Source organism: Citrobacter sp. RHBSTW-00017, assembly GCF_013797615.1.
GTDB classification, from domain to species: Bacteria; Pseudomonadota; Gammaproteobacteria; order Enterobacterales; family Enterobacteriaceae; genus Citrobacter; species Citrobacter braakii.
The window spans coordinates 4,078,038-4,103,663 of the sequence record NZ_CP056899.1 but is presented as its reverse complement, the minus strand read 5'-3'; the positions used below and the strand labels follow the sequence as shown (position 1 = coordinate 4,103,663).

Here is a 25,626-nt window from a genome sequence, read left to right as displayed (position 1 = left end):
ATGGCTGATTACCAGGGTAAAAAAGTCGTCATTATCGGTCTGGGTTTGACCGGGCTGTCCTGCGTGGATTTCTTCCTGGCGCGTGGCGTGACGCCGCGCGTAATGGATACCCGCGCGACGCCGCCGGGCCTGGACAAATTACCGGAAGCGGTTGAGCGTCATGTTGGCAGTCTGAATGATGACTGGCTGCTGGCCGCTGATCTTATTGTCGCCAGCCCTGGTATTGCCCTGGCGCATCCTTCGTTGAGCGCCGCCGCCGATGCGGGAATTGAAATTGTCGGCGACATTGAGCTGTTCTGTCGCGAAGCACAAGCCCCGATCGTCGCGATCACCGGTTCCAACGGGAAAAGCACAGTCACTACGCTGGTAGGTGAGATGGCGAAAGCGGCCGGTGTGAACGTGGGGGTTGGCGGTAATATTGGCCTGCCCGCGCTGATGCTGCTGGATGACGAACGTGAGCTGTATGTTCTGGAACTGTCGAGCTTCCAACTGGAAACGACCTCCAGCTTACAAGCCGTAGCCGCTACCATTTTGAACGTCACCGAAGACCATATGGACAGATATCCGTTTGGCTTGCAGCAGTATCGTGCGGCCAAACTGCGCGTCTATGAAAACGCGAAAGTGTGTGTGGTCAACGCTGATGATGCGCTGACCATGCCGGTTCGCGGGGCGGATGAGCGTTGCGTGAGCTTTGGTATCAACATGGGTGATTATCACCTGAACCGTCAGCAGGGCGAAACCTGGCTGCGAGTGAAGGGTGAAAAAGTTCTTAACGTGAAAGAGATGACGCTTTCCGGTCAGCATAACTATACCAACGCCCTGGCTGCGCTGGCGCTGGCGGATGCCGCAGGTCTGCCGCGGGCGTCGAGCCTGAAAGCGCTCACCACGTTTACCGGTCTGGCGCACCGTTTCCAGAATGTGCTTGAGCACAACGGCGTGCGCTGGATTAACGATTCTAAAGCCACCAACGTCGGCAGCACTGAAGCTGCGCTGAATGGCCTGCACGTGGACGGTACGTTGCACCTGTTGCTGGGGGGAGACGGGAAATCCGCTGACTTTACGCCGCTGCAACGATATCTGACCGGCGACAACATTCGTCTGTACTGCTTTGGTCGCGATGGCGCGCAGCTTGCCGCTCTGCGACCTGACGTTACGGAACAAACTGAAACCATGGAGCAGGCAATGCGTCTGCTCGCACCGCGCGTGAAGTCGGGCGATATGGTGCTGCTGTCGCCCGCCTGCGCCAGCCTCGACCAGTTCAAGAACTTTGAGCAACGCGGTGACGTCTTTACCCGCCTGGCGAAGGAGTTGGGTTGATGCGCTTATCTCTCCCTCGTCTGAGAATGCCGCGCTTACCGGGACTGGGTATCCTGGCGTGGGTCTTCGCGGCACTTAAAGGCTGGGTGATGGCTTCGCGTGATAAAGACGCGGACAGCCTGATCATGTATGACCGCATGCTGCTGTGGTTGACCTTTGGTCTGGCAGCGATCGGTTTTGTGATGGTGACATCGGCATCGATGCCCGTAGGACAACGTCTGGCGGGCGATCCTTTCCTGTTTGCTAAGCGTGACGCACTGTACATCTTCCTCGCCTTCTGTCTGGCAATGGTGACGCTGCGTCTGCCGATGGAGTTCTGGCAAAAGTACAGTACGACGATGCTGATAGCCTCGATCATCATGCTGCTGATTGTGCTGGTGGTGGGTAGCTCCGTTAACGGGGCGTCGCGCTGGATTGCGCTGGGGCCGCTGCGTATTCAGCCTGCGGAATTTACCAAGCTGTCGCTGTTCTGTTACCTCGCCAACTACCTGGTGCGTAAAGTTGATGAAGTGCGTAACAACCTGCGCGGTTTCTTAAAACCGATGGGCGTGATCCTGGTGCTGGCTATTTTACTGCTGGCACAGCCTGACCTTGGTACGGTGGTGGTGCTGTTTGTCACTACCCTGGCGATGCTGTTTCTCGCCGGAGCAAAACTGTGGCAGTTCATTGCCATCATCGGCATGGGTATTTCGGCAGTTGTGCTGCTGATCCTTGCCGAACCGTATCGTATTCGCCGCGTAACCTCCTTCTGGAACCCATGGGAAGATCCGTTCGGCAGTGGCTACCAGCTGACGCAATCCCTGATGGCCTTTGGTCGCGGTGAGGTTTGGGGGCAGGGCTTAGGTAATTCAGTCCAAAAACTGGAGTATTTACCAGAAGCGCACACCGACTTCATCTTCGCCATCATTGGGGAAGAGCTGGGTTATATCGGTGTGGTATTGGCACTTTTAATGGTATTCTTCGTCGCTTTTCGCGCGATGTCGATTGGCCGTAAGGCGTTGGAAATTGACCACCGTTTTTCAGGCTTTTTAGCCTGCTCTATCGGGATCTGGTTTAGCTTCCAGGCACTGGTAAACGTCGGTGCGGCGGCGGGTATGCTGCCAACCAAAGGTCTGACGCTGCCGCTGATCAGTTATGGTGGTTCAAGTTTGTTGATTATGTCGACGGCCATCATGTTTTTGTTACGTATTGATTATGAAACGCGTCTGGAAAAAGCCCAGGCGTTTACACGAGGTGCACGATGAGTGGTCAACCGAAGCGGTTAATGGTGATGGCGGGCGGTACCGGCGGGCATGTGTTCCCGGGGCTGGCGGTCGCGCACCATTTAATGGCCCAGGGCTGGCAGGTTCGTTGGCTGGGCACCGCCGATCGTATGGAAGCGGACTTAGTGCCGAAACACGGCATTGAAATTGACTTTATTCGTATCTCCGGTTTGCGTGGTAAAGGCGTCAATGCGCTGCTTGCCGCACCTGTGCGTATTTTTAATGCCTGGCGTCAGGCGCGCGCCATCATGAAGCAGTTTAAACCCGATGTGGTGCTGGGTATGGGCGGCTACGTGTCTGGCCCTGGCGGTCTGGCGGCCTGGTCATTAGGTATTCCGGTTGTACTGCATGAGCAGAACGGCATTGCGGGATTAACTAACAAATGGCTGGCGAAGATTGCCACTACGGTGATGCAGGCTTTTCCTGGCGCTTTCCCGAATGCGGAAGTGGTGGGCAACCCAGTGCGCACTGACGTGCTGGCGCTGCCGTTGCCAAAAGTGCGTCTGGCCGGGCGTGAAGGTCCGGTTCGTGTGTTGGTCGTCGGGGGATCTCAGGGCGCACGCGTACTGAACCAGACGATGCCGCAGGTTGCCGCAAAGCTTGGCGACGCGGTGACTATCTGGCATCAGAGCGGCAAAGGCGCGCAGCAGACCGTTGAACAGGCGTATGCCGACGCGGGACAACCGCAGCACAAGGTCACTGAGTTTATTGATGATATGGCAGCGGCCTACGCGTGGGCTGATGTCGTGGTTTGTCGCTCAGGCGCGCTGACGGTGAGCGAAATTGCCGCCGCGGGTTTGCCTGCGCTGTTTGTGCCGTTCCAGCACAAAGACAGACAGCAGTATTGGAATGCGCTGCCGCTGGAGAAAGCGGGCGCCGCCAAAATTCTGGAGCAGCCGCAGTTTACTGTGGATGCCGTCGCCAGCACCCTTGCCGGGTGGTCGCGAGAAACGTTATTAACCATGGCAGAACGTGCGCGCGCCGCATCCATACCGGATGCCACAGAGCGCGTTGCAAATGAAGTGAGCCGGGCTGCCCGGGCGTAATTGTGGTGATGCCTTTTGCATCGCATGAACTAAGAAGTTAATGGCTAAAGAATGAATACACAACAACTGGCAAAACTGCGTTCCATCGTGCCCGAAATGCGTCGCGTTCGGCACATTCACTTTGTCGGCATCGGTGGTGCTGGTATGGGCGGTATTGCCGAAGTTTTGGCCAATGAAGGTTATCAGATCAGCGGTTCTGACTTAGCGCCGAATCCTGTGACGCAGCAGTTGACGAATCTGGGTGCCACGATTTTCTTCAACCATCGCCCGGAAAACGTGCGCGATGCGAGCGTGGTGGTGGTATCCAGCGCTATTTCTGCGGATAACCCGGAAATTGTTGCAGCGCATGAAGCACGTATTCCGGTGATTCGTCGTGCTGAAATGCTGGCGGAGTTAATGCGTTTTCGTCACGGTATTGCTATTGCCGGGACGCACGGTAAAACCACGACCACGGCAATGGTCTCCAGCATCTACGCGGAAGCGGGTCTGGATCCCACTTTTGTCAACGGCGGTCTGGTGAAGGCTGCAGGCGTGCATGCGCGCCTGGGTCATAGCCGTTATTTGATTGCTGAAGCGGACGAGAGCGACGCGTCGTTCCTGCATTTGCAGCCGATGGTGGCGATTGTCACCAATATCGAAGCCGACCACATGGATACCTACCATGGCGACTTCGAAAATTTAAAGCAGACGTTTATTAATTTCCTGCATAACTTGCCGTTTTATGGGCGTGCGGTGATGTGCGTTGACGATCCGGTGATCCGCGAACTGTTACCGCGAGTTGGCCGTCAAACCACAACCTATGGTTTCAGTGATGATGCCGATGTGCGCGTTGAAGATTACCAGCAGATTGGTCCACAAGGACACTTCACGCTGGTGCGTCAGGGGATGGCCGATTTACGTGTTACGTTAAACGCGCCTGGTCGTCACAATGCACTGAACGCGGCGGCAGCAGTGGCGGTCGCGACGGAAGAAGGTATTGAAGACGACGCTATTCTGCGCGCGCTGGAAAGTTTCCAGGGTACCGGACGTCGTTTTGACTTCCTCGGCGAATTCCCGCTTGAGCCGGTGAACGGTAAAGCCGGGACCGCGATGCTGGTTGATGACTATGGCCACCACCCAACGGAAGTGGACGCCACGATTAAAGCCGCGCGCGCGGGATGGCCGGACAAAAACCTGGTGATGCTGTTCCAGCCGCACCGGTTTACGCGTACACGCGATCTGTACGACGACTTTGCTAACGTGCTGACCCAGGTCGATGCGCTGTTGATGCTGGATGTGTATGCCGCGGGCGAAGCCGCGATTCCGGGTGCCGATAGCCGTTCGTTGTGCCGTACGATTCGTGGCCGCGGTAAGATCGATCCGATTCTGGTATCCGACCCGGCCCAGGTGGCAGAAATGTTGGCACCCGTATTAACCGGCAACGATCTGATTTTGGTGCAAGGCGCTGGAAATATCGGCAAAATCGCGCGTTCCTTAGCTGAAATCAAACTGAAGCCGCAAAACCCGGAGGAAGAACAACATGGCTGATAAAATCGCGGTCCTGTTCGGGGGAACCTCCGCTGAGCGTGAAGTATCGCTGAATTCAGGCGCGGCCGTATTGGCAGGGTTACGCGAAGGTGGTGTAGATGCCCATCCGGTTGACCCTAAAGAGGTCGATGTCACTCTTCTGAAATCTATGGGGTTTCAGAAGGTGTTTATTGCGCTGCATGGTCGTGGCGGTGAAGATGGCACATTGCAGGGCATGCTGGAGCTGATTGGCCTGCCGTATACCGGCAGCGGCGTCATGGCTTCCGCGATTTCCATGGACAAACTGCGCAGCAAGCTGCTGTGGCAGGGAGCAGGTTTACCCGTCGCCCCATGGGTTGCGCTGACCCGCGCTGAGTTCGAAAAAGGTCTTAGCGATGAAGCAGTTACAAAAATTTCTGCGTTAGGCTTGCCGCTGATTGTAAAGCCAAGCCGTGAAGGTTCCAGCGTAGGGATGTCAAAAGTTGAAGAAGAAAATGCTTTGCAGGGTGCATTAGCATTGGCTTTTCAGCATGATGAAGAAGTACTGATTGAAAAATGGCTCAGTGGCCCGGAATTTACAGTTGCGATACTTGGCGAAGAAATTTTACCGTCAATACGTATCCAACCCGCGGGAACCTTCTATGATTATGAGGCGAAGTATCTCTCTGATGAGACACAATATTTCTGCCCTGCTGGTCTGGAAGTCGAACAAGAAGCCTTTTTACAGGAATTAGTCCTGAAAGCGTGGACTGCATTGGGCTGTAAAGGTTGGGGTCGCATTGACGTCATGCTGGACAGCGATGGCCAGTTTTATCTGCTGGAAGCGAATACCTCTCCGGGTATGACCAGCCACAGCCTGGTGCCGATGGCGGCGCGTCAGGCGGGCCTGAGCTTCTCGCAGTTGGTGGTAAGAATTCTGGAGTTGGCGGACTGATATGTCGCAGGCTGCGCTGAACACGCGAAACGGTGATGAAGAAGAAGCAAACTCCTCACGCCGCAATAATGGAACGCGTCTTGCAGGAATACTGTTCCTGCTGACAGTGCTGTGCACCGTGTTTGTCAGCGGCTGGGTAGTGTTGGGATGGATGGAAGATGCGCAGCGCCTGCCATTGTCAAAACTGGTGTTAACCGGTGAACGGCATTACACGCGCAATGATGATATCCGTCAGTTCATCCTGGCGCTGGGCGCTCCGGGAACATTTATGACTCAGGATGTGAACATCATCCAGAGTCAGATTGAACGCCTCCCCTGGATCAAACAGGCGAGCGTCAGAAAGCAATGGCCTGATGAATTGAAGATTCATCTGGTTGAATATGTGCCAATAGCGCGTTGGAATGACCAACATATGGTGGATGCTGAAGGAAATACCTTCAGTGTCCCAACCGGTCGGGCCAATAAGCAGGTATTACCTATGTTGTACGGACCGGAAGGCAGCGCAAGTGAAGTGCTGCAAGGGTTCCGCGATATGGGGCAGGTGCTGGCTAAGGACAGATTCACCCTGAAGGAAGCGGCAATGACCGCTCGTCGTTCCTGGCAGTTGACGCTGAATAACGATATTAAGCTGAATCTGGGCAGGGGCGATACGATAAAACGTTTGGCTCGCTTTGTGGAACTCTACCCGGTTTTACAGCAGCAGGCGCAAACCGATGGCAAACGGATTAGCTACGTTGATTTGCGTTATGACTCAGGAGCGGCAGTAGGCTGGGTTCCCTTGCCTCCTGAGGAATCTAATCAGCAACAGAATCAGGCACAGGCAGAACAACAATGATCAAGGCGACGGACAGAAAACTGGTAGTTGGACTGGAGATTGGCACCGCGAAGGTAGCCGCTTTAGTAGGGGAAGTTCTGCCCGACGGTATGGTCAATATCATTGGCGTGGGCAGTTGCCCATCGCGAGGTATGGATAAAGGCGGGGTGAATGACCTTGAGTCAGTGGTGAAGTGCGTACAGCGCGCCATTGACCAGGCTGAACTGATGGCAGATTGCCAGATCTCTTCAGTGTATCTGGCGCTTTCCGGTAAACATATTAGCTGTCAGAATGAAATTGGTATGGTGCCCATTTCCGAAGAGGAAGTGACGCAGGAAGATGTGGAAAACGTGGTACATACGGCAAAATCCGTACGCGTTCGCGATGAACATCGTGTTCTGCACGTCATTCCGCAGGAATACGCCATCGACTACCAGGAAGGTATCAAAAATCCGGTCGGTCTTTCCGGTGTGCGTATGCAGGCAAAAGTCCATCTTATTACCTGCCACAACGACATGGCGAAGAATATTGTCAAAGCCGTTGAACGTTGTGGTCTGAAAGTTGACCAACTGATTTTTGCCGGGTTGGCAGCCAGTTATTCCGTATTGACGGAAGATGAACGTGAACTGGGTGTCTGCGTGGTGGATATTGGTGGTGGTACAATGGACATCGCCGTTTATACTGGCGGGGCGTTGCGTCACACTAAAGTTATCCCTTATGCAGGGAATGTCGTGACCAGCGATATCGCGTATGCCTTTGGTACGCCGCCGAGCGATGCTGAAGCCATCAAAGTGCGTCATGGCTGCGCACTGGGTTCCATCGTGGGTAAAGACGAGAGCGTTGAAGTGCCAAGCGTTGGTGGTCGTCCGCCGCGTAGCCTGCAACGTCAGACTCTGGCAGAGGTCATTGAGCCGCGTTATACCGAGCTGCTCAACCTGGTAAACGAAGAAATTTTGCAATTACAAGAACAGCTTCGCCAACAGGGTGTGAAACATCATCTGGCGGCGGGGATTGTGTTAACCGGCGGTGCTGCGCAAATTGAAGGTCTTGCGGCCTGCGCACAGCGCGTGTTCCATACACAAGTACGTATTGGCGCACCGCTGAATATTACCGGTCTGACGGATTATGCCCAGGAGCCGTATTATTCAACGGCGGTGGGGCTGCTGCACTACGGGAAAGAATCCCATTTAAGTGGTGAGGCTGAAGTGGAAAAGCGCGTAACTGCCTCGGTCGGATCGTGGATCAAGCGACTGAATAGCTGGTTACGTAAAGAGTTTTAATTTTTAAAGAGACCGACGCAAATTAACGGTCTCAGGCGACAGGCACTACACAAAGTCATTCAAGTTGCATCGCGGCGGCAACTGAGCGAATCTCCTGGAGCATAGTTTACTATGTCACGGGAGTGAGTGAAGGCAGCCAACAAAGAGGCGGCTTGAAGGATGAAGTGTAAAACGGAGAGAGAAACTATGTTTGAACCTATGGAACTAACCAACGACGCGGTGATTAAAGTCATCGGCGTCGGTGGCGGCGGCGGTAATGCCGTTGAACACATGGTGCGTGAGCGCATCGAAGGTGTTGAATTCTTCGCGGTGAATACCGACGCTCAGGCGTTGCGTAAAACGGCGGTTGGACAGACCATTCAGATTGGTAGCGGCATCACCAAAGGTCTGGGCGCGGGTGCAAACCCGGAAGTCGGTCGTAATGCGGCAGACGAAGATCGCGAAGCTCTGCGCGCAGCGCTTGACGGCGCAGACATGGTGTTTATCGCAGCTGGCATGGGCGGCGGTACCGGTACCGGTGCAGCGCCAGTGGTAGCTGAAGTCGCAAAAGATTTAGGTATTCTGACCGTTGCTGTCGTGACTAAGCCTTTCAACTTTGAAGGCAAGAAGCGTATGGCATTCGCGGAGCAGGGTATCACCGAACTGTCCAAACACGTGGACTCTCTGATCACTATCCCGAACGACAAGCTGCTGAAAGTACTGGGCCGTGGTATCTCCCTGCTGGATGCATTTGGCGCAGCGAACGACGTGCTGAAAGGCGCAGTCCAGGGTATCGCTGAACTGATTACTCGTCCAGGCCTGATGAACGTCGACTTTGCAGACGTGCGCACCGTGATGTCCGAAATGGGCTACGCGATGATGGGTTCTGGCGTGGCGAGCGGTGAAGACCGTGCAGAAGAAGCGGCTGAAATGGCTATCTCTTCTCCGCTGCTGGAAGATATCGATCTGTCCGGCGCACGCGGCGTGCTGGTTAACATTACTGCGGGCTTCGACCTGCGTCTGGATGAGTTCGAAACCGTGGGTAACACGATTCGTGCCTTTGCATCGGATAACGCAACTGTGGTTATCGGTACCTCTCTGGACCCGGATATGAACGACGAACTGCGCGTGACCGTTGTTGCGACTGGAATTGGTATGGACAAGCGTCCTGAAATCACTCTGGTGACCAACAAACAGGTACAGCAGCCGGTAATGGATCGTTACCAGCAGCACGGTATGGCGCCGTTGACGCAAGAGCAGAAACCGGTAGCGAAAGTGGTTAACGACAATACGCCGCAAACCACGAAAGAGCCGGATTATCTGGATATCCCTGCATTCCTGCGTAAGCAAGCTGATTAAGAATTAGCTGGAATTTGGGAATTGTGGCTCTTTGTGCTAAACTGGCCCACCGAATGTATAGTACACTTCGGTTGGATAGGTAATTTGGCGAGATTATACGATGATCAAACAAAGGACTCTTAAACGTATCGTTCAGGCGACTGGCGTCGGTTTGCATACCGGCAAAAAAGTCACCCTGACATTACGCCCTGCGCCGGCCAACACCGGGGTCATCTATCGTCGCACCGACTTGAATCCTCCGGTAGATTTCCCGGCCGATGCCAAATCTGTGCGTGATACCATGCTCTGTACGTGTCTGGTCAATGAGCATGATGTGCGGATTTCAACCGTAGAGCACCTTAATGCTGCTCTGGCGGGCTTAGGTATCGATAACATCGTTATTGAAGTTAATGCCCCGGAAATCCCGATTATGGATGGCAGTGCCGCTCCGTTCGTTTACCTGCTGCTTGATGCAGGTATTGAAGAACTGAGCAGCGCCAAAAAATTTGTTCGCATCAAAGAGACCGTTCGTGTCGAAGATGGCGATAAGTGGGCTGAGTTTAAGCCGTATAATGGTTTTACGTTGGATTTCACCATCGACTTTAACCATCCGGCGATCGACTCCAGCACGCAGCGCTACGCGATGAACTTCTCTGCGGATGCGTTCATGCGCCAGATCAGCCGCGCGCGTACTTTCGGCTTCATGCGTGATATCGAATATCTGCAGTCCCGCGGCCTGTGTCTGGGCGGCAGCTTCGATTGTGCCATCGTTGTTGACGATTATCGCGTATTGAACGAAGACGGCCTGCGTTTTGAAGACGAATTCGTTCGTCACAAAATGCTCGACGCGATTGGTGACTTGTTCATGTGTGGTCACAACATTATTGGTGCATTCACCGCGTATAAATCCGGTCATGCACTGAATAACAAACTATTGCAGGCAGTCCTGGCAAAACAGGAAGCCTGGGAATATGTGACCTTCCAGGACGATGCAGAACTGCCGTTGGCGTTCAAAGCACCTTCGACTGTACTGGCATAACGACATACGCTGTCGCATAAATTCGACTGGTAAATCTGGCACTCTCTCCGGCCAGGTGAGCCAGTCGTTTTTTTATCTTTCGATTGCAAAACCACCTTATCTGAAGCGACTTTTTTCCCACCGACAGATTAAAACACCGTTCGATCGCTGCTTTCTTAAGCATATTTACCCGCGACTTGCTGTCATTACTGCTGTGGAGCGTACGCTTTAATGGTAATATTTATGCGCAAAAAAATGGTTTTGCATTTGTAACCCCAAACGCAGGGTATATCAGGTGGCAATAACGTGAGTGGAATACTGACGCGTTGGCGACAGTTAGGCAGACGGTACTTCTGGCCGCATCTCCTGTTGGGGATGGTCGCGGCTAGTTTTGGCCTGCCTGCGCTCGGTAATGCTGCTGAACCTAATACTCCCGCGAAGGCGACCGCCAGCAATCACGATCAATCTGCCAAAGTTAACTTTAGCCAGCTTGCTTTGCTGGAGGCGACCAATCGCCGCCCGAATTTTACCGTTGACTACTGGCATCAGCATGCCATTCGTACAGTCATTCGCCATCTTTCTTTTGCTATGGCTCCTCAGGCGCTGCCTGTTGCCGAAGAGCCGTTGCCAATCCAGGCGCACCATCTTGCGTTACTGAATACGCTCAGCGCGATGCTGACGCAAGAAGGCAGACCGCCCGCGGCCGTGAGTCGCGTGACATATGCTCATTTTACCTCTCAGGCCGCATTTAGCGTTCCGGTCTGGATCAGCCAGCTGCAGGGTATCCGTGCTGGCCCTCAACGCCTCAGCTAAAAAAGAACCTTCCAACTTATAATTTTTGACTCCGCACCGCGGGGCGTTTGAGATTTTATTATGCTAATCAAATTATTAACAAAAGTATTCGGTAGCCGTAACGAGCGTACGCTGCGTCGTATGCGTAAAGTGGTCAATGTCATCAATGCAATGGAACCGGAGATGGAAAAACTCTCCGATGATGAACTGAAAGCGAAGACCGCTGAATTCCGCGCCCGTCTGGAAAAAGGCGCCAGCGTTGAAAGCCTGATCCCGGAAGCGTTCGCGGTGGTCCGCGAAGCGAGTAAGCGTGTGTTCGGCATGCGTCATTTCGACGTACAGCTGCTGGGTGGTATGGTGCTTAACGATCGCTGCATCGCGGAAATGCGTACCGGTGAAGGTAAAACCCTTACCGCAACGCTGCCAGCCTACCTGAACGCCTTAAGCGGGAAGGGTGTACACGTGGTTACCGTGAACGACTACCTGGCTCAGCGTGACGCCGAAAATAACCGCCCGCTGTTTGAATTCCTCGGCATGACCGTGGGTATCAACATGTCTGGCCTGCCTGCGCCAGCCAAGCGTGAAGCCTACAATGCCGATATTACTTACGGTACCAACAACGAATACGGCTTTGACTACCTGCGCGACAACATGGCGTTTAGCCCGGAAGAGCGCGTTCAGCGTAAACTGCACTATGCGCTGGTCGATGAAGTCGACTCCATCCTGATCGATGAAGCGCGTACGCCGCTGATCATTTCCGGTCCGGCTGAAGACAGCTCGGAAATGTATAAAAAAGTGAACAAAATCATCCCGCACCTGATTCGTCAGGAGAAGGACGATTCCGACACGTTCCAGGGGGAAGGCCACTTCTCTGTTGATGAGAAAGCGCGCCAGGTCAACCTGACCGAACGTGGTCTGGTACTGATTGAAGAGCTGTTGGTTAACGAAGGCATCATGGATGAGGGCGAATCGCTGTACTCTCCGGGCAACATTATGCTGATGCACCACGTGACTGCTGCACTGCGCGCGCACGTGTTGTTTACCCGCGACGTTGACTATATCGTGAAAGACGGCGAAGTTATCATCGTCGACGAACACACCGGTCGTACTATGCAGGGCCGCCGCTGGTCCGATGGTCTGCACCAGGCTGTTGAAGCCAAAGAAGGCGTAGATATCCAAAACGAGAACCAGACGCTGGCATCCATTACCTTCCAGAACTACTTCCGTTTGTACGAAAAACTGGCCGGTATGACCGGTACAGCAGACACTGAAGCCTTTGAATTCAGCTCCATCTACAAACTGGATACCGTTGTTGTGCCGACCAACCGCCCGATGATCCGTAAGGATTTACCGGATCTGGTGTACATGACTGAAGCGGAAAAAATTCAGGCGATCATTGAAGATATTAAAGAGCGTACCGCAAATGGCCAGCCGGTGCTGGTTGGTACTATCTCTATTGAAAAATCGGAAGTGGTTTCTAACGAGCTGAACAAGGCAGGTATCAAACACAACGTTCTGAACGCCAAGTTCCACGCCAACGAAGCCGCAATAGTCGCCCAGGCGGGTTATCCGTCCGCAGTGACTATCGCGACAAACATGGCAGGTCGTGGTACCGATATCGTGCTGGGTGGTAGCTGGCAGGCGGAAATTGCCGAGCTGGAAGACCCGACTCCAGAACAAATCGCGCAGATCAAAGCCGAGTGGCAGGTTCGCCATGATGCGGTATTAGCAGCAGGTGGTTTACATATTATCGGCACCGAGCGTCACGAATCTCGTCGTATAGATAACCAGCTGCGTGGTCGTTCTGGTCGTCAGGGGGATGCGGGGTCTTCTCGTTTCTATCTGTCGATGGAAGATGCGCTGATGCGTATTTTTGCTTCTGACCGCGTGTCCGGCATGATGCGTAAACTGGGCATGAAGCCTGGTGAAGCGATTGAACACCCGTGGGTGACAAAAGCGATTGCAAACGCGCAGCGTAAAGTAGAAAGCCGCAACTTCGATATTCGTAAGCAACTGCTGGAATATGATGACGTTGCCAATGACCAGCGTCGCGCAATCTACACCCAGCGTAACGAACTGCTGGACGTAACTGACGTTAGCGAAACCATTAATAGCATCCGTGAGGATGTCTTCAAAGCGACGATTGATGCCTATATTCCGCCGCAGTCTCTGGAAGAAATGTGGGATATCCCGGGTCTGCAGGAACGTCTGAAAAACGACTTCGATCTGGAAATGCCTATTTCAGAGTGGCTGGATAAAGAGCCTGAGCTGCATGAGGAAACGCTGCGCGAACGTATTCTGGCAAACGCCATCGAAGTTTATCAGCGTAAAGAAGAAGTTGTGGGCGCGGAGATGATGCGTCACTTCGAAAAAGGCGTGATGCTGCAAACTCTCGATTCTCTGTGGAAAGAGCACCTTGCGGCGATGGATTACCTGCGTCAGGGTATCCACCTGCGTGGTTATGCGCAAAAAGATCCGAAGCAGGAATACAAGCGTGAATCCTTCTCTATGTTTGCATCAATGCTGGAATCACTGAAGTACGAAGTGATCAGTACCCTGAGCAAAGTTCAGGTACGTATGCCTGAAGAAGTAGAAGCGATGGAGCAGCAACGTCGTGAAGACGCTGAACGTTTAGCGCAGATGCAGCAGTTGAGCCATAAAGGTGACGATTCTGCCGCGGCAGAAGAGCTGGCAGCACAAACTGGCGATCGTAAAGTGGGTCGTAACGATCCGTGTCCTTGCGGTTCCGGGAAAAAGTACAAACAGTGCCATGGCCGTCTGAGCTAAGAAAGTAACTTACTGAAAAGGCGCAGAATTCTGCGCCTTTTTTATGGACTATAAAGATGAAAATACTGCAGATCGCCGTCGGGATTATTCGCAACCAGCACCATGAAATTTTTATAACCCAGCGTGCGGCTGATGCCCACATGGCAAATAAGCTGGAGTTCCCCGGCGGGAAAATTGAAGCAGGCGAAACGCCGGAGCAGGCGCTGATTCGCGAGTTACAGGAAGAAGTAGGCATTACGCCGACTCAAAGCTCACTGTTCGAAAAGCTGGAGTACCAGTTTCCGGACCGGCATATCACTCTGTGGTTCTGGCTGGTTGAAAGCTGGGAAGGCGAACCGTGGGGGAAAGAGGGGCAACCGGCGCAGTGGATTGCGCAAGATGCTCTGAATACAGAAGATTTTCCGCCTGCGAATGCGCCGGTAATTGAAAAGCTGATTGCTGGATAAAGGTGTTCGTAGGCCGGATTAGGCAACCCCACCATCCGGCAAATTAGGGCGGGGTCGCTACGCTTGCCCGCCCTACGTTTTAGCTGAATTACTTCTGCTCTTCACTCCAGTCGTCGTTTTCCGACAGATCACCAGAGCTTGGGATACGTTTCTCTTCTGCGGCCCACTCACCCAGATCGATTAACTGGCAGCGCTTGCTGCAGAATGGGCGAAACGGGCTGACTTCACCCCACACTACGGGTTTGCCGCAGGTTGGGCAGTTGACGATGGTTTGTTCAGACATGTTGACTCCTTAACAGCACGCCAGATCAAAATCGAGACGCTCAGGCACCTGGCCATTCTCGCTATCCAGCGGCATAAAGCGAATAGCAAAGCGGCTCTTATGACCAGAAATTTGCGGATAAAGCTGCGAATCAAGCGGCAGCTGCAAGCGAAGCAGATCGGCATCTTCGCCGTTGTCCTGATAAAAACCATTCAAGCTGGTTTGCTTACGGAATGGCGCAGAGTTGCGAATTAAATCCAGCACCAGCGACAGTGCCTGATTGAGCGGATTCAGACTTGCAAGCCAGGTTTCAACCTGCGCGTCGCGATGCGACTGCGGTAGATGTAACCAAATATGCAGGGTCGGCAGATCGAAGCTGCAGCATCCGCCAGGAATGCTTAAACGCTGACGTACAAGGCCAATCAGACGATCTTCGCGCAGCGTCTGTCCAATACGCGGAGCCGAAATAAGTATGCTGCCCGCGCTTTTTAACTGCTGGCGCAATGCGTCGATCCTGTTTTGATCGACGCCGGGAACTTCAACCCAGGCCTGGAGTTTACGCTGTTGTCTTTCCAGCTCTTTGAGGAGTTCGGTACGGACTTCGCCGCGTTCAAAGACATCCAGTAAGTCCCCGATGTTGCGGAAAAAATGCAGTGCGCCTGCATGGTCCGCTATGGGTACATTAACGGAGAGCTGTTGGATTAAAAACTCTATGCGCAGCCATGTACGCATCTTCTCATTGAGAGGGTGTTCAAAAAGGACCTGGGTGTGCATTACGGTTTTTCCTGTGAGACAAACTGCAACGCGCATTGCAGATAGAGCGCGTGCAGGCGGGCGACATCCGAGGCGATGGCCTCCGGTGCGCCATTATTATCAATAACATCGTCTGCCACGGCCAGACGCGCTTCGCGCGTTGCCTGGGCAGCAAGAATTTGTTCAACATGCTCACGCGTGACGTCATCGCGCTGCATAGTGCGTCTGAGCTGTGTCTCGGGAGTAACATCCACCACGAGTACGCGGTTGGCTTTTTTATACAGCGAATTTTCCACCAGCAAAGGTACAACCCACAACAGATAAGGGGAGGTTGCTTGCTGAAACTGGCGCTGCGTTTCCTGCTGAATAAGCGGATGGAGCAGGGCATTCAGCCAGCTTTTCTCCTCAGGACTGGAAAAAATGCGTTCGCGTAAAATGCGTCGCTGCAACGATCCGTCGGTAGCTATAACTTCGGTACCAAAATGTTCTTCGATCGCCTTAAGGGCTGGGGTACCGGGTTCAACCACCTGGCGCGCAATAATATCTGCATCAATGACGTTTATTCCGAGGTCTGCGAACGCATTTGCAACGGTACTTTTACCACTGCCAATGCCACCGGTTAAGGCTACCGTATACCTCATAGATGCAGATCCTGGAGTTTAAGTTTGATTATCAAACAGTTAAAAGTTAAGCGTGCGACGGCGAGGTTGCTGCAGGATTAACCTACTATTCGCCAGGTAAATTTATGGGATTGTAGCGTAAAAAAAGAGAATTTCGCAGTCTTGCGCGGCATTGATTAGTGCGTATGATAGCGTCACTGGAGTTGTGAGTTTCGATTTTTCGCCATTAACCCCAGGAATCCGCACATGCGTATCGAAGAAGATCTGAAGTTAGGTTTCAAAGACGTTCTTATCCGCCCTAAGCGTTCTACTCTCAAAAGCCGTTCCGATGTTGAGCTGGAACGTCAATTTACCTTTAAGCACTCAGGTCAGACCTGGTCCGGCGTACCCATTATTGCCGCGAACATGGACACTGTCGGGACGTTTGCCATGGCAACGGCGCTGGCATCCTTCGACATCCTGACTGCGGTACACAAACACTATTCTGTTGAAGACTGGGCTGCTTTCATCGCAGAGAGCTCTGCTGATGTGCTCAAACACGTAATGGTTTCAACCGGCACCTCTGACGCAGATTTCGAAAAAACCAAACAGATTCTGGCGCTCAACCCGGCGCTGAACTTTATCTGCATTGATGTGGCAAATGGCTACTCAGAGCATTTTGTTCAGTTTGTGTCGAAAGCGCGTGAAGCATGGCCGACAAAAACAATTTGTGCGGGCAATGTGGTTACTGGAGAAATGTGTGAAGAGCTGGTACTTTCCGGCGCGGACATTGTTAAAGTCGGCATTGGCCCGGGTTCTGTATGTACCACACGTGTAAAAACCGGCGTTGGCTACCCACAGCTTTCTGCGGTTATTGAATGTGCCGATGCAGCTCACGGTCTGGGCGGCATGATTGTCAGTGACGGCGGCTGCACAATGCCGGGTGACGTGGCAAAAGCGTTCGGCGGTGGCGCGGACTTCGTTATGCTCGGCGGTATGTTGGCCGGTCATGAAGAAAGCGGCGGCAAAATTGTTGAAGAGAACGGTGAGAAATTCATGCTGTTCTACGGCATGAGCTCTGAATCAGCCATGACGCGTCACGTTGGTGGTGTTGCACAATACCGCGCTGCGGAAGGTAAAACAGTTAAGTTGCCTCTGCGTGGCCCGGTTGATAATACTGCACGCGATATCCTTGGCGGCCTGCGTTCTGCCTGTACCTATGTCGGTGCATCTCGCCTGAAAGAACTGACCAAACGTACAACGTTTATTCGTGTACAGGAACAAGAAAACCGCGTTTTCAATAGCCTGTAAGAACAGGTAGTACTATGACATGCCGGATAAGCTGTGCGCCATCCGGCATTTGAATTTATCCCACCCCGCTCATCGCATCTCCTAAATGAAAAATCGGCAAATACATCGCAACGACCAGCGTACCGATTATCAGCCCCGTAATGACCAGTAACGCAGGCTCGAGTAGCGCAGCCAGATTCTCTGCCTGAGACAATGTTTTCTCGCCGTGGTGATGGGCGAGATTACGCAGCATTGTATCCAGCGAGCCGGAAGCCTCACCTGTTCTGACCAACTGTATGCACAATGGGCTGAATTCACCGCAATTTTTTAGCGCTAACCAGACCGGTTTTCCGGCGCTGATATCTTGATGTACCTGCGCTAAGCGTTGTGACCAGAAAGGGTTGGCCAGCGTTTCAGTGACGCTCTCAAGACCTTGCAGAAAAGGAATACCTGCATTTTGCGTTAACGCCAGAACAGTGAAGATCTGCGTGAGTTTTTGCCCTCTCACCATCGGCCCTATGACCGGGAAGCCGAGCAGCAATTTCTGGCGCAGAGTGAGCCAGTATGGCTGCTGCTTCATCAGGTGATATGCTGCAACCGCTATCAGGATGAATGCTCCCACCAGCCATCCCCATTGGCTGCTAAAATGCGCGATGGCGATAATCCGCTGAGTGAGTACTGGTAGCGGGGTGTTAAACGTCTGGTAAATGGCGGCAAACTCAGGGAGTACAAACTGCAGCATCGCGAATACCACCATCACTGCCATCGTGATGATGAATATCGGATAGCGTAGGGCTTTTTTAACTTTATCCGCCAGCTGCTGTTGATTCTTCTGCTGGCGGGCGAGTTCAAAGCAGCAGTCGTCCAGCTTACCCGTAAGCTCTCCGGTACGGATCATTGCCAGATAAAGAGGCGGAAAAACGTGTTGCCACTGAGATAGCGATGTGGAGAGAGAAATACCCTGTTCCATATCGTGAGCCAGCGTACGCAGTAGCGCTTGCCATTGGCTGCTGGGATGCTGTTCAGCCAGCAAAGCTAAACTTGCCGAGAGTGTTAGCCCTGCTTTCAGCAACGTCGCCAGTTGATGTATGGTTTCAGCGCTTTTTTCACGGCTCCAGTGTGAGGCTTTGACACGCATACGATTAATGCGCAGCGGCGTGATATGCCGTTGCTCGAGAGCAAGCATCAATGAGGGGCGGGTATCGGCCCAAAGTACGCCTTCCAGTGGATTACCTTCGTTGCTAATACCTTGCCAGCGCCAAAGCAGTTTAGCTGACATGGGGCATGCCCAGTACGCGTACCAACTCTTCAAATGTTGTTAACCCTTGTTCGACGGCCTTGCAACCATTTTCGAAAAGCGTGCTCATCCCCAGTTGCTGAGCATTCGATTCCACTCCGTCTACGGACGTACCGTTGGCGATGCTCTGGCGCAATGCAGGTGTCACGGGGAGAACTTCAAACAATGCCGTACGGCCATAAAATCCGTGATAGCAATGTTGGCAGCCCGGAGCCTGCCAACGAGGCAGTGGCGTAGGCCAGATCGCTTCCGGGAGCATGATCGGCGTTTCCAGGCGTTGTCGGCAATGGGGACACAATTTTCTCACCAACCGCTGCGCAATAACGAGCGTCAGCGCGGAGGCGATCATCCAGCGTGCAACCCCCATTTGCTGCAAGCGTATTAGTGTTTCTGTGGTGGAATTGGTATGTAGTGTTGATAGAACCAGATGACCGGTTTGTGCGGCTTTAAGGGCTATTTCAGCCGTTTCGCCATCACGGATTTCACCCACCATGATAATGTCGGGATCCTGGCGCAGCAGCGCGCGCAATACTCCCTGAAAAGTGAGACCGGCACGTGGATGAATTTGTGTCTGGTTAAGACCTGCGATCGGGATCTCTACTGGATCTTCCACGCTACAGAGGTTAACGTCCGGAGTGTTTCGGGTCTGCAGCGCACTGTACAGCGTGACCGTTTTACCGCTTCCGGTCGGTCCGGTGACCAGAATCAGCCCCTGAGGCTGCTGCAACGCTTGTGAAAATGCTGCCAGCTGCGCGTCCTGCATTCCCAGCGCGGTGATTTCCAGCGCTTGATCGACCTGATGCAGTAGCCGTAGCACCACTTTTTCGCCAAAGCGACAGGGCAAGGTGGCGATGCGAAACGAGACCGGCTCTCCTGAAATCTCAACGGTAAATTGGCCGTCTTGCGCAAGTCGGTGCTCGGCAATATCCAGACTGCCTAAAACTTTTAGTCTGGCAGTGATGGCGATACCCATCTCGGTCGTGACGTCCGGTAAAGCATGCAGTACGCCATCCACACGTAATCTGATTCGATAGTGATTTTCCGCTGGTTCAAAATGAATATCAGAAGCCCGTTGCACCAGCGCGGATTGAAACGTCTGATTCAGCAAATCTGCTGCGCTGGCGCTGCTTTTCGTGACCACTGCCGGGAGCATTTTCTGTGGCGTATGCGTGTGGCCTTCCATTTGTTGACGCGTCCAGCAGACGATGTCGATACGTCGGGTGGTGGCAAAATGCAGTGCGTCCAGCAATTCGTGGGATGGAGCGTCCACGACGGCGATGTGCACCACTTCATTGTCTGCATCCAGTAATATTCCCTGATGACGTTGGCACAGCGCCGTAAGTTGGGTGGTATTCATCTCTTTTCCTTAATTAATATCGAAACGGAAAACGTCTTCACAGGCCTGTTGCAATGCGCTGTCATTCTGGATAACGCAGTTACGGCTCCAGCCGGTAATACCGTTGGCATTGTCCCAACCCGGCGTCATGGTGATGCTTAACCCGTTCAGGCTTTCTTGTCCGCTGAGGCTGACCACTCCTTTTTCAACGCTCATGGCGGAGACATAACGGGTGGTGGCTGGAGAAGGGATGCCATTCGTTCCGGCATCACAGGTTGTTGTTCCGCCATGCTCCAGCGCACAGAGCTCAACCGCCGTGCGATAGGGAACAAAGGTTTGCAGCATGTCTGTTAACGCGGCTTTGCGCAGATAGTTTTGATAAGCCGGAATACCGATGGCGCTAAGGATGGCAATAATGCCAATGACCACCATGAGTTCGATAAGTGTGAAGCCTCGTTGCTTGTCCATCGTTCGCTCCTTGAGTTAGCTGGCGCTACTTTGGCAAACGCTCGGGGTCACGGCGAGAGGCAAAAAACAGAACGGGAAGGCGGGTTCCGAGGATTTTTATGAAATTACAGAGTCAGACAACGTATTTGCGAAGAGGCTCGAAGAAACAGCCGTATGGCGGCGTAAACGCTTATCCGGCCGATAGAAAAACCGGCGTGATGGGCCCGATAAGTGAATGTACTATCGGGCTAAACCATCAGTAATTAGCGAAAACGCATAGAGAGATCGAGCGCGCGAACATGCTTGGTCAGCGCGCCAACAGAGATGAAATCCACGCCGGTTTCGGCAAATTCGCGCAGAGTTTCATGAGTGACGTTACCCGACACTTCCAGACGCGCCTGGCCGTTGGTGCGTTTTACCGCTTCCCGCATTTGGTCAGTTTCGAAGTTATCGAGCATGATGATGTCGGCCCCTGCTTTCAGCGCGTCGTCCAGTTCATCCAGGCTTTCTACTTCGACTTCAACCGGCACATCCGGGTGCAGCCAGAAGGCTTTTTCAACGGCCTGACGTACCGAACCTGAAGCAATAATGTGGTTTTCTTTAATCAGGAAAGCATCAGAAAGCCCCAGACGATGATTCGCGCCGCCGCCGCATAATACGGCGTATTTCAGCGCGGTACGCAGCCCCGGCAGAGTTTTACGTGTATCCAGCAGTTGGGTTTTTGTTCCCGCCAGCAGGTCGACATATTTACGCACCTCGCTCGCCACACCCGAAAGCGTCTGTACAAAATTAAGCGCGGTACGTTCGCCGGTTAGCAGCACGCGGGAAGGGCCGTCCAGTTCAAATAGCGGCTGATTGGCCTTAATGCTGTCGCCATCTTCGACATGCCAGGTGATGTTGACATCATCGCCAGCCAGTTGAATAAAGACCTCTTCCACCCAACGTTTTCCACAAAAAACGCCATCTTCGCGGGTGATCACGGTGGCGTGGGAGCGCATCTCCGCGGGTAAAAGCTGTGCGGTGATATCGTTATTGGCATCAACTTCTCCGCCTAAATCTTCACGCAGCGCCTGAGCTACAGCGGCAGGGATATCCAGATTTATGCGTTCCAACAGCGCGTCACGTCGGTAGTCAGGGTTATAGCGGCGAGGCGGCATGATAAAACTCCAAATTGCTAACGAATCATAAGGTGGAAACATGCTACCCTGAACCTGATATGAGCACCACCAATAAGGAGATTCTGCATGTTGTTAGACGAGGGCTGGCTGGCAGAGGCGCGACGCGTTCCCTCTCCTCATTACGATTGCCGCCCGGATGACGAAAACCCTTCTCTGCTGGTGGTGCATAATATCAGCCTGCCGCCCGGCGAGTTTGGCGGCCCGTGGAACGATGCGCTGTTTACGGGCACGATTGATCCCAATGCCCATCCTTATTTTGCCGGGATCGCCCATTTGCGCGTTTCGGCACATTGTTTAATTCGCCGTGACGGTGAAATCGTGCAGTATGTCCCCTTTGATAAACGCGCCTGGCATGCTGGCGTGTCGAACTATCAAGGCCGCGAACGCTGTAATGATTTCTCAATTGGTATTGAGCTGGAAGGGACGGATACGCTGGCCTATACCGATGCGCAGTATCAGCAACTGGCAGCCGTGACGAATGCCCTGATTACGCGTTATCCGGCCATTGCCAACAACATGACAGGACATTGCAATATTGCGCCCGAGCGTAAGACCGATCCCGGGCCCTCTTTTGACTGGGCAAGGTTTCGCGCCCTGGTCACCCCCTCGTCGCACAAGGAGATGACATGACGCTGTTTACAACATTACTGGTGTTGATTGTTGAACGCCTGTTTAAGTTGGGTGAGCACTGGCAGCTTGATCACCGGGTTGAAGCTTTTTTCCGCCGGGTGAAGCATTTTTCGATGATGCGTACGGTAGGCATGGCCCTTATTGCGATGGGGGTGACATTCCTGCTGCTGCGCGCACTTCAAGGCCTGTTGTTTAACGTGCCTTTGCTGGTGGCGTGGATCTTAATTGGTTTGCTGTGCATCGGCGCTGGCAAGACGCGTCTTCATTATCATGCCTATCTGAACGCGGCTGCTCGCGATGACGCTCACGCCCGTGAAGCGATGGCCAGCGAGCTGACCCTGATTCATGGGATTCCGCCTGAGTGCGATGAGCGTGAGTTCTTGCGCGAACTGCAGAACGCGCTGTTATGGAACAACTTTCGCTTTTATCTGGCGCCGTTATTCTGGCTGATTGTCGGTGGCCCGTGGGGACCGGTGACGCTGGTGGGTTATGCCTTTCTACGTGCCTGGCAGTCCTGGCTGGCGCGCTATCAGACGCCACACCAGCGTTTGCAATCAGGTATCGATGCGATCCTGCATGTGCTGGATTGGATCCCGGTGCGCCTGGCGGGTGTCGTCTATGCGCTGCTGGGGCACGGCGAGAAGGCGTTGCCTGCCTGGTTTGCGTCGCTGGCGGATCTGCATACTTCGCAATATCAGGTGCTTACTCGCCTTGCGCAGTTTTCTTTAGCGCGTGAACCACATACCGATAAAGTCGCAACGCCAAAAGCCGCGGTTTCGATGGCGAAGAAGACCTCGTTTGTGGTGGTGGTGGTCATTGCCGTGTTGACCATTTATGGAACATTAATTTAAGCCATTATTATTGGTGGATGGCGCTGCGCTTATCCGTCGAGGAAAAAATTGGCCCGGTCGCTTTGTGCTTGCGGGCCAATCTTTCAAAGCGTATCAGCATGCGGGATGCCAAAATCTGGCATCCCGTTTTCGTTCCAGCGCACCAGCTTCAGACGAGTGTGGCGGTTTGGGTCGTACAGCGGATCGCCCTCGATTTCAGTGTAATTTCTCGCGTGGTACACCAGCACATCTTCACCTTCCGGCGTTTGCGTAAAGCTGTTGTGCCCCGGCCCGTATTGGCGGTTTTCGTAGCTGGTGGTAAAGACCGGGCGCGGCGATTTGTGCCAGTTCTGCGGGTTGAGCGGATCGGCATTGAGATCAATCCACAATAATCCCATACAGTAGTTCTCATCGGTGGCGCTGGCGGAATAGCTGATAAACAGCTTATCGCCGTGAACCATGACGGCCGGGCCTTCGTTGACCCAAAAACCCCGGCATTCCCAGTCATACTCTGGATGACTGAGCATTACCGGCTCGCCTTTAATCGTCCATGGATTTTCCAGTTCGGCGAGATAGATATTGGAGTTTCCGGCGATATCGGGGGATTTCTGCGCCCACAGATACCACTGTTTTCCCTGATGGTTAAAGGTGGTGGCATCGAGCGCGAAGGTATCAAACTGCGTTTTAATCTGCCCTTTCTCTGTCCATTGGCCGGTCAGCGGATCGGCGTCTGCACATTCGAGCGCAAACATACGGTGCTGGAACATCCCCAGCTTGTCGAGCGCCTGTGTGTGGGCGGCGGCAAAATAGATGTACCACTTGCCTGCCAGATGATGGATCTCAGGTGCCCAGATCAGCTGGCTCATGGGGCCGTTTTCTGGTTTGCGCCAGACGACAACCGGGACGGCGGTGCGTAACCCTTCCAGCGAGTCCGCCCGGCGGATCTCCAGACGATCGTATTCGGGCACTGAAGCAATGAAATAGTAGTGGCTACCGTCACGTAAAATAAACGGGTCGGCACGCTGTTCAATAAAGGGGTTTGGCCACTGATTCATTAGGCTTTCCTTACGTTTTCAGTCGTTTTTATATCGTGGTACTCATTCAGTTCACGGTAGTTGGCGCGGCGCTTTTCTAAATCTGTCTGGATTTGTTGCATAAACTCGCGGTCAACTTTCAGCAGACGAACTACGCCTGCGGTAATCAGGTAGCCTACACCCGGTATGATGGTAAACAGCAGCATAATACCGTTAATGGCGGAGTCGCTTTGCGCTTTCGCCCCTGCGTCGTAGCCGTACCAGGAGAGCAGGAAACCAACCATCGCTCCGGCAATCGCCAGGCCCAGTTTCAGGAAGAACAGGTTGCCGGAGAAGCTGATTCCGGTGATACGTTTACCGGTTTTCCACTCGCCGTAATCATCGACATCCGCCATCAGCGACCAGTGCAGTGGGGATGGGATCTGATGCAGAATGTTGAGCAGGAAGTAAAGCACCATAATCATCATGGTGGCTTTAGGATCAAAGAAGTAAAACGCGCCGGAGAAAATCGCCAGGATGATATTGGTCCAGAAGAAGACTTTCAGTTTGCACCAGCGATCGGTTAACACCTTCGCCAGCATGCTGCCGATCATCATGCCCACAACGCCAAGGCTGATAAACAGCGTTGCGAACTGCGTGCTTTGCTGCATAACCCAGGTTACGTAGTACATGGTGGCAGCCATGCGAATAAAGCCCGGACAGACGTTGCACAGGGTTAACAGCAGGATTTTTACCCACTGATCGTTTTTCCATACATCTTTCAGGTCGGCTTTTAAATCGTCGTTAGTCGGGACGGCAGGACGTACGCGCTCACGGACGGTTGCAAAGCAAAACAGGAACATACACATGCCGATGAAGGCCAGCACTGCCATCGCCATCTGATAGCCTTTAGCTTTATCTTCCCCGCCAAACCAGTCCGCCATTGGCAGCAAGGTGAGGGAGAGCAGCAGGGTTGCAATTCCTACCAACACAAAGCGATATGACTGGCAGGCGACACGTTCCTTTGGATCGTTAGTGATGACGCTGCCGAGCGAGCAGTAAGGGATATTGATCGCCGTATAGGTGATAGAGAGCAGGAAGTAGGTGACGAACGCATAGATTACTTTGCTGTTATATGTCCACTCAGGGGTGGTAAACATGAGTACGCTAAATAATGCGTATGGGAAAGCCATCCACAAAAGCCATGGACGAAATCGACCATATTTGCTGCGGGTGCGGTCGGCCATCGCGCCCATAATAGGGTCGGTAACGGCATCTATAACGCGTACTGAGAGCAGTAACACGCCGACCAGGGCCGGTGCCAGGCCAAAAATATCTGTGTAAAAATAGTTAACAAACAACATGATGGCGCCAAAGATGATGTTGCATCCGGCGTCGCCCATTCCATAGCCGATCTTTTCTTTCACCGTGAGCTTACTGGTTTCCATCAACTGCACTCCATTAATAAGATA

General features: G+C 53.2%; 24 protein-coding genes. 15 read left to right on the top strand and 9 right to left on the bottom strand.

Going from position 1 to position 25,626, the window contains the following annotated elements; genetic code table 11:
* The 12 genes from murD to mutT all read left to right on the top strand — a co-directional run bounded on the left by murD (position 1) and on the right by mutT (position 14,519).
* Positions 1 to 1,317 (top strand): UDP-N-acetylmuramoyl-L-alanine--D-glutamate ligase, encoded by a 1,317-nt coding sequence (gene murD, locus HV037_RS19835; RefSeq protein WP_047417193.1) that lies wholly within the window; start codon positions 1 to 3, stop codon positions 1,315 to 1,317.
* Positions 1,317 to 2,561 (top strand): cell division protein FtsW, encoded by a 1,245-nt coding sequence (ftsW, locus tag HV037_RS19830; protein WP_016151696.1) that lies wholly within the window; start codon positions 1,317 to 1,319, stop codon positions 2,559 to 2,561. The genes murD and ftsW overlap by 1 nt, the downstream gene beginning before the upstream one ends.
* Positions 2,558 to 3,625 carry an undecaprenyldiphospho-muramoylpentapeptide beta-N-acetylglucosaminyltransferase gene (gene murG, locus HV037_RS19825; RefSeq protein WP_049281563.1) on the top strand — a complete coding sequence of 356 codons (1,068 nt, stop codon included), beginning with the start codon at positions 2,558 to 2,560 and terminating at the stop codon, positions 3,623 to 3,625. The genes ftsW and murG overlap by 4 nt, the downstream gene beginning before the upstream one ends.
* A 51-nt stretch (positions 3,626 to 3,676) precedes the next feature.
* Positions 3,677 to 5,152 (top strand): UDP-N-acetylmuramate--L-alanine ligase, encoded by a 1,476-nt coding sequence (gene murC, locus HV037_RS19820; RefSeq protein WP_016151698.1) that lies wholly within the window; start codon positions 3,677 to 3,679, stop codon positions 5,150 to 5,152.
* Positions 5,145 to 6,065, top strand: coding sequence for a D-alanine--D-alanine ligase (locus tag HV037_RS19815; protein ID WP_049269172.1), 921 nt, complete (start codon positions 5,145 to 5,147; stop codon positions 6,063 to 6,065). Before murC ends, HV037_RS19815 begins: the two co-directional genes overlap by 8 nt.
* A 1-nt stretch (position 6,066) precedes the next feature.
* The gene (gene ftsQ / locus HV037_RS19810; protein WP_103283475.1) at positions 6,067 to 6,900 is read left to right on the top strand and encodes a cell division protein FtsQ; all 834 of its coding nucleotides are present in this window, start codon (positions 6,067 to 6,069) and stop codon (positions 6,898 to 6,900) included.
* A complete protein-coding gene (ftsA, locus tag HV037_RS19805) occupies positions 6,897 to 8,159 on the top strand; it encodes a cell division protein FtsA (protein ID WP_003018755.1) in 1,263 nt (420 codons plus the stop codon). Before ftsQ ends, ftsA begins: the two co-directional genes overlap by 4 nt.
* Positions 8,160 to 8,345: 186 nt before the next feature.
* On the top strand, positions 8,346 to 9,497 hold the full coding sequence (gene ftsZ / locus HV037_RS19800) for a cell division protein FtsZ (protein ID WP_003018753.1): 1,152 nt from the start codon (positions 8,346 to 8,348) through the stop codon (positions 9,495 to 9,497).
* A gap of 100 nt (positions 9,498 to 9,597) precedes the next feature.
* On the top strand, positions 9,598 to 10,515 hold the full coding sequence (gene lpxC, locus HV037_RS19795; protein ID WP_006686706.1) for a UDP-3-O-acyl-N-acetylglucosamine deacetylase: 918 nt from the start codon (positions 9,598 to 9,600) through the stop codon (positions 10,513 to 10,515).
* A 285-nt stretch (positions 10,516 to 10,800) separates the two neighbouring features.
* Positions 10,801 to 11,307 carry a secA translation cis-regulator SecM gene (gene secM / locus HV037_RS19790; RefSeq protein ID WP_016151701.1) on the top strand — a complete coding sequence of 169 codons (507 nt, stop codon included), beginning with the start codon at positions 10,801 to 10,803 and terminating at the stop codon, positions 11,305 to 11,307.
* A gap of 60 nt (positions 11,308 to 11,367) precedes the next feature.
* Positions 11,368 to 14,073 carry a preprotein translocase subunit SecA gene (gene secA, locus HV037_RS19785; protein ID WP_016151702.1) on the top strand — a complete coding sequence of 902 codons (2,706 nt, stop codon included), beginning with the start codon at positions 11,368 to 11,370 and terminating at the stop codon, positions 14,071 to 14,073.
* Between the two features lie 56 nt (positions 14,074 to 14,129).
* Positions 14,130 to 14,519, top strand: a complete 390-nt coding sequence (gene mutT / locus HV037_RS19780; RefSeq protein ID WP_016155691.1) for an 8-oxo-dGTP diphosphatase MutT — start codon at positions 14,130 to 14,132, stop codon at positions 14,517 to 14,519.
* 88 nt (positions 14,520 to 14,607) lie between these two features.
* Here the strand turns inward: mutT and yacG are convergent, their stop codons facing one another.
* The 3 genes from yacG to coaE are packed head-to-tail and all read right to left on the bottom strand — an operon-like array spanning position 14,608 to position 16,175.
* Positions 14,608 to 14,802 carry a DNA gyrase inhibitor YacG gene (gene yacG, locus HV037_RS19775; protein ID WP_016151704.1) on the bottom strand — a complete coding sequence of 65 codons (195 nt, stop codon included), beginning with the start codon at positions 14,800 to 14,802 and terminating at the stop codon, positions 14,608 to 14,610.
* A gap of 9 nt (positions 14,803 to 14,811) precedes the next feature.
* A complete protein-coding gene (gene zapD, locus HV037_RS19770) occupies positions 14,812 to 15,555 on the bottom strand; it encodes a cell division protein ZapD (RefSeq protein ID WP_016151705.1) in 744 nt (247 codons plus the stop codon).
* Entirely contained in the window at positions 15,555 to 16,175 is a 621-nt protein-coding gene (gene coaE / locus HV037_RS19765) for a dephospho-CoA kinase (protein WP_046275369.1), read from the bottom strand. Before coaE ends, zapD begins: the two co-directional genes overlap by 1 nt.
* A 225-nt stretch (positions 16,176 to 16,400) precedes the next feature.
* Here coaE and HV037_RS19760 point away from each other — a divergent pair, with 225 nt between their 5' ends.
* Positions 16,401 to 17,444 carry a GMP reductase gene (locus HV037_RS19760; protein WP_003829510.1) on the top strand — a complete coding sequence of 348 codons (1,044 nt, stop codon included), beginning with the start codon at positions 16,401 to 16,403 and terminating at the stop codon, positions 17,442 to 17,444.
* Positions 17,445 to 17,499: 55 nt separating this feature from the next.
* On the opposite strand, the gene hofC is transcribed toward HV037_RS19760, so the two are convergent.
* The 4 genes from hofC to nadC all read right to left on the bottom strand — a co-directional run bounded on the left by hofC (position 17,500) and on the right by nadC (position 21,660).
* The gene (hofC, locus tag HV037_RS19755; protein ID WP_103283476.1) at positions 17,500 to 18,702 is read right to left on the bottom strand and encodes a protein transport protein HofC; all 1,203 of its coding nucleotides are present in this window, start codon (positions 18,700 to 18,702) and stop codon (positions 17,500 to 17,502) included.
* Complete coding sequence (gene gspE / locus HV037_RS19750; protein WP_049269183.1) at positions 18,692 to 20,077, bottom strand: type II secretion system protein GspE; 1,386 nt, start codon at positions 20,075 to 20,077, stop codon at positions 18,692 to 18,694. The genes hofC and gspE overlap by 11 nt, the downstream gene beginning before the upstream one ends.
* A gap of 9 nt (positions 20,078 to 20,086) precedes the next feature.
* On the bottom strand, positions 20,087 to 20,524 hold the full coding sequence (ppdD, locus tag HV037_RS19745) for a prepilin peptidase-dependent pilin (RefSeq protein WP_016151710.1): 438 nt from the start codon (positions 20,522 to 20,524) through the stop codon (positions 20,087 to 20,089).
* 242 nt (positions 20,525 to 20,766) lie between these two features.
* Complete coding sequence (gene nadC, locus HV037_RS19740) at positions 20,767 to 21,660, bottom strand: carboxylating nicotinate-nucleotide diphosphorylase (RefSeq protein ID WP_016151711.1); 894 nt, start codon at positions 21,658 to 21,660, stop codon at positions 20,767 to 20,769.
* Positions 21,661 to 21,747: 87 nt separating this feature from the next.
* On the opposite strand from nadC, the gene ampD reads away from it, so the two are divergent.
* On the top strand, positions 21,748 to 22,311 hold the full coding sequence (gene ampD, locus HV037_RS19735) for a 1,6-anhydro-N-acetylmuramyl-L-alanine amidase AmpD (RefSeq protein WP_181500135.1): 564 nt from the start codon (positions 21,748 to 21,750) through the stop codon (positions 22,309 to 22,311).
* Entirely contained in the window at positions 22,308 to 23,162 is an 855-nt protein-coding gene (gene ampE, locus HV037_RS19730) for a beta-lactamase regulator AmpE (protein ID WP_016155697.1), read from the top strand. Before ampD ends, ampE begins: the two co-directional genes overlap by 4 nt.
* A gap of 83 nt (positions 23,163 to 23,245) precedes the next feature.
* Here ampE and HV037_RS19725 read toward each other — a convergent pair whose 3' ends face one another.
* Together HV037_RS19725 and HV037_RS19720 are read right to left on the bottom strand one after the other, a co-directional pair.
* Complete coding sequence (locus HV037_RS19725; RefSeq protein WP_075847960.1) at positions 23,246 to 24,196, bottom strand: family 43 glycosylhydrolase; 951 nt, start codon at positions 24,194 to 24,196, stop codon at positions 23,246 to 23,248.
* Positions 24,196 to 25,602, bottom strand: a complete 1,407-nt coding sequence (locus HV037_RS19720; RefSeq protein WP_016151715.1) for an MFS transporter — start codon at positions 25,600 to 25,602, stop codon at positions 24,196 to 24,198. The genes HV037_RS19725 and HV037_RS19720 overlap by 1 nt, the downstream gene beginning before the upstream one ends.
* Positions 25,603 to 25,626: the final 24 nt, after the last annotated feature.

Coding starts and splice junctions, on each gene's coding strand:
- nadC (WP_016151711.1), bottom strand. CDS start 21,660: ATGCCGCCTCGCCGCTATAACCCTGACTACCGACGTGACGCGCTGTTG.
- ampE (WP_016155697.1), top strand. CDS start 22,308: ATGACGCTGTTTACAACATTACTGGTGTTGATTGTTGAACGCCTGTTT.
- HV037_RS19725 (WP_075847960.1), bottom strand. CDS start 24,196: ATGAATCAGTGGCCAAACCCCTTTATTGAACAGCGTGCCGACCCGTTT.
- HV037_RS19815 (WP_049269172.1), top strand. CDS start 5,145: ATGGCTGATAAAATCGCGGTCCTGTTCGGGGGAACCTCCGCTGAGCGT.
- ftsQ (WP_103283475.1), top strand. CDS start 6,067: ATGTCGCAGGCTGCGCTGAACACGCGAAACGGTGATGAAGAAGAAGCA.
- zapD (WP_016151705.1), bottom strand. CDS start 15,555: ATGCACACCCAGGTCCTTTTTGAACACCCTCTCAATGAGAAGATGCGT.
- yacG (WP_016151704.1), bottom strand. CDS start 14,802: ATGTCTGAACAAACCATCGTCAACTGCCCAACCTGCGGCAAACCCGTA.
- ftsZ (WP_003018753.1), top strand. CDS start 8,346: ATGTTTGAACCTATGGAACTAACCAACGACGCGGTGATTAAAGTCATC.
- coaE (WP_046275369.1), bottom strand. CDS start 16,175: ATGAGGTATACGGTAGCCTTAACCGGTGGCATTGGCAGTGGTAAAAGT.
- HV037_RS19720 (WP_016151715.1), bottom strand. CDS start 25,602: ATGGAAACCAGTAAGCTCACGGTGAAAGAAAAGATCGGCTATGGAATG.
- mutT (WP_016155691.1), top strand. CDS start 14,130: ATGAAAATACTGCAGATCGCCGTCGGGATTATTCGCAACCAGCACCAT.
- ppdD (WP_016151710.1), bottom strand. CDS start 20,524: ATGGACAAGCAACGAGGCTTCACACTTATCGAACTCATGGTGGTCATT.
- ftsW (WP_016151696.1), top strand. CDS start 1,317: ATGCGCTTATCTCTCCCTCGTCTGAGAATGCCGCGCTTACCGGGACTG.
- HV037_RS19760 (WP_003829510.1), top strand. CDS start 16,401: ATGCGTATCGAAGAAGATCTGAAGTTAGGTTTCAAAGACGTTCTTATC.
- lpxC (WP_006686706.1), top strand. CDS start 9,598: ATGATCAAACAAAGGACTCTTAAACGTATCGTTCAGGCGACTGGCGTC.
- ampD (WP_181500135.1), top strand. CDS start 21,748: ATGTTGTTAGACGAGGGCTGGCTGGCAGAGGCGCGACGCGTTCCCTCT.
- ftsA (WP_003018755.1), top strand. CDS start 6,897: ATGATCAAGGCGACGGACAGAAAACTGGTAGTTGGACTGGAGATTGGC.
- secA (WP_016151702.1), top strand. CDS start 11,368: ATGCTAATCAAATTATTAACAAAAGTATTCGGTAGCCGTAACGAGCGT.
- murD (WP_047417193.1), top strand. CDS start 1: ATGGCTGATTACCAGGGTAAAAAAGTCGTCATTATCGGTCTGGGTTTG.
- murC (WP_016151698.1), top strand. CDS start 3,677: ATGAATACACAACAACTGGCAAAACTGCGTTCCATCGTGCCCGAAATG.
- hofC (WP_103283476.1), bottom strand. CDS start 18,702: ATGTCAGCTAAACTGCTTTGGCGCTGGCAAGGTATTAGCAACGAAGGT.
- murG (WP_049281563.1), top strand. CDS start 2,558: ATGAGTGGTCAACCGAAGCGGTTAATGGTGATGGCGGGCGGTACCGGC.
- gspE (WP_049269183.1), bottom strand. CDS start 20,077: ATGAATACCACCCAACTTACGGCGCTGTGCCAACGTCATCAGGGAATA.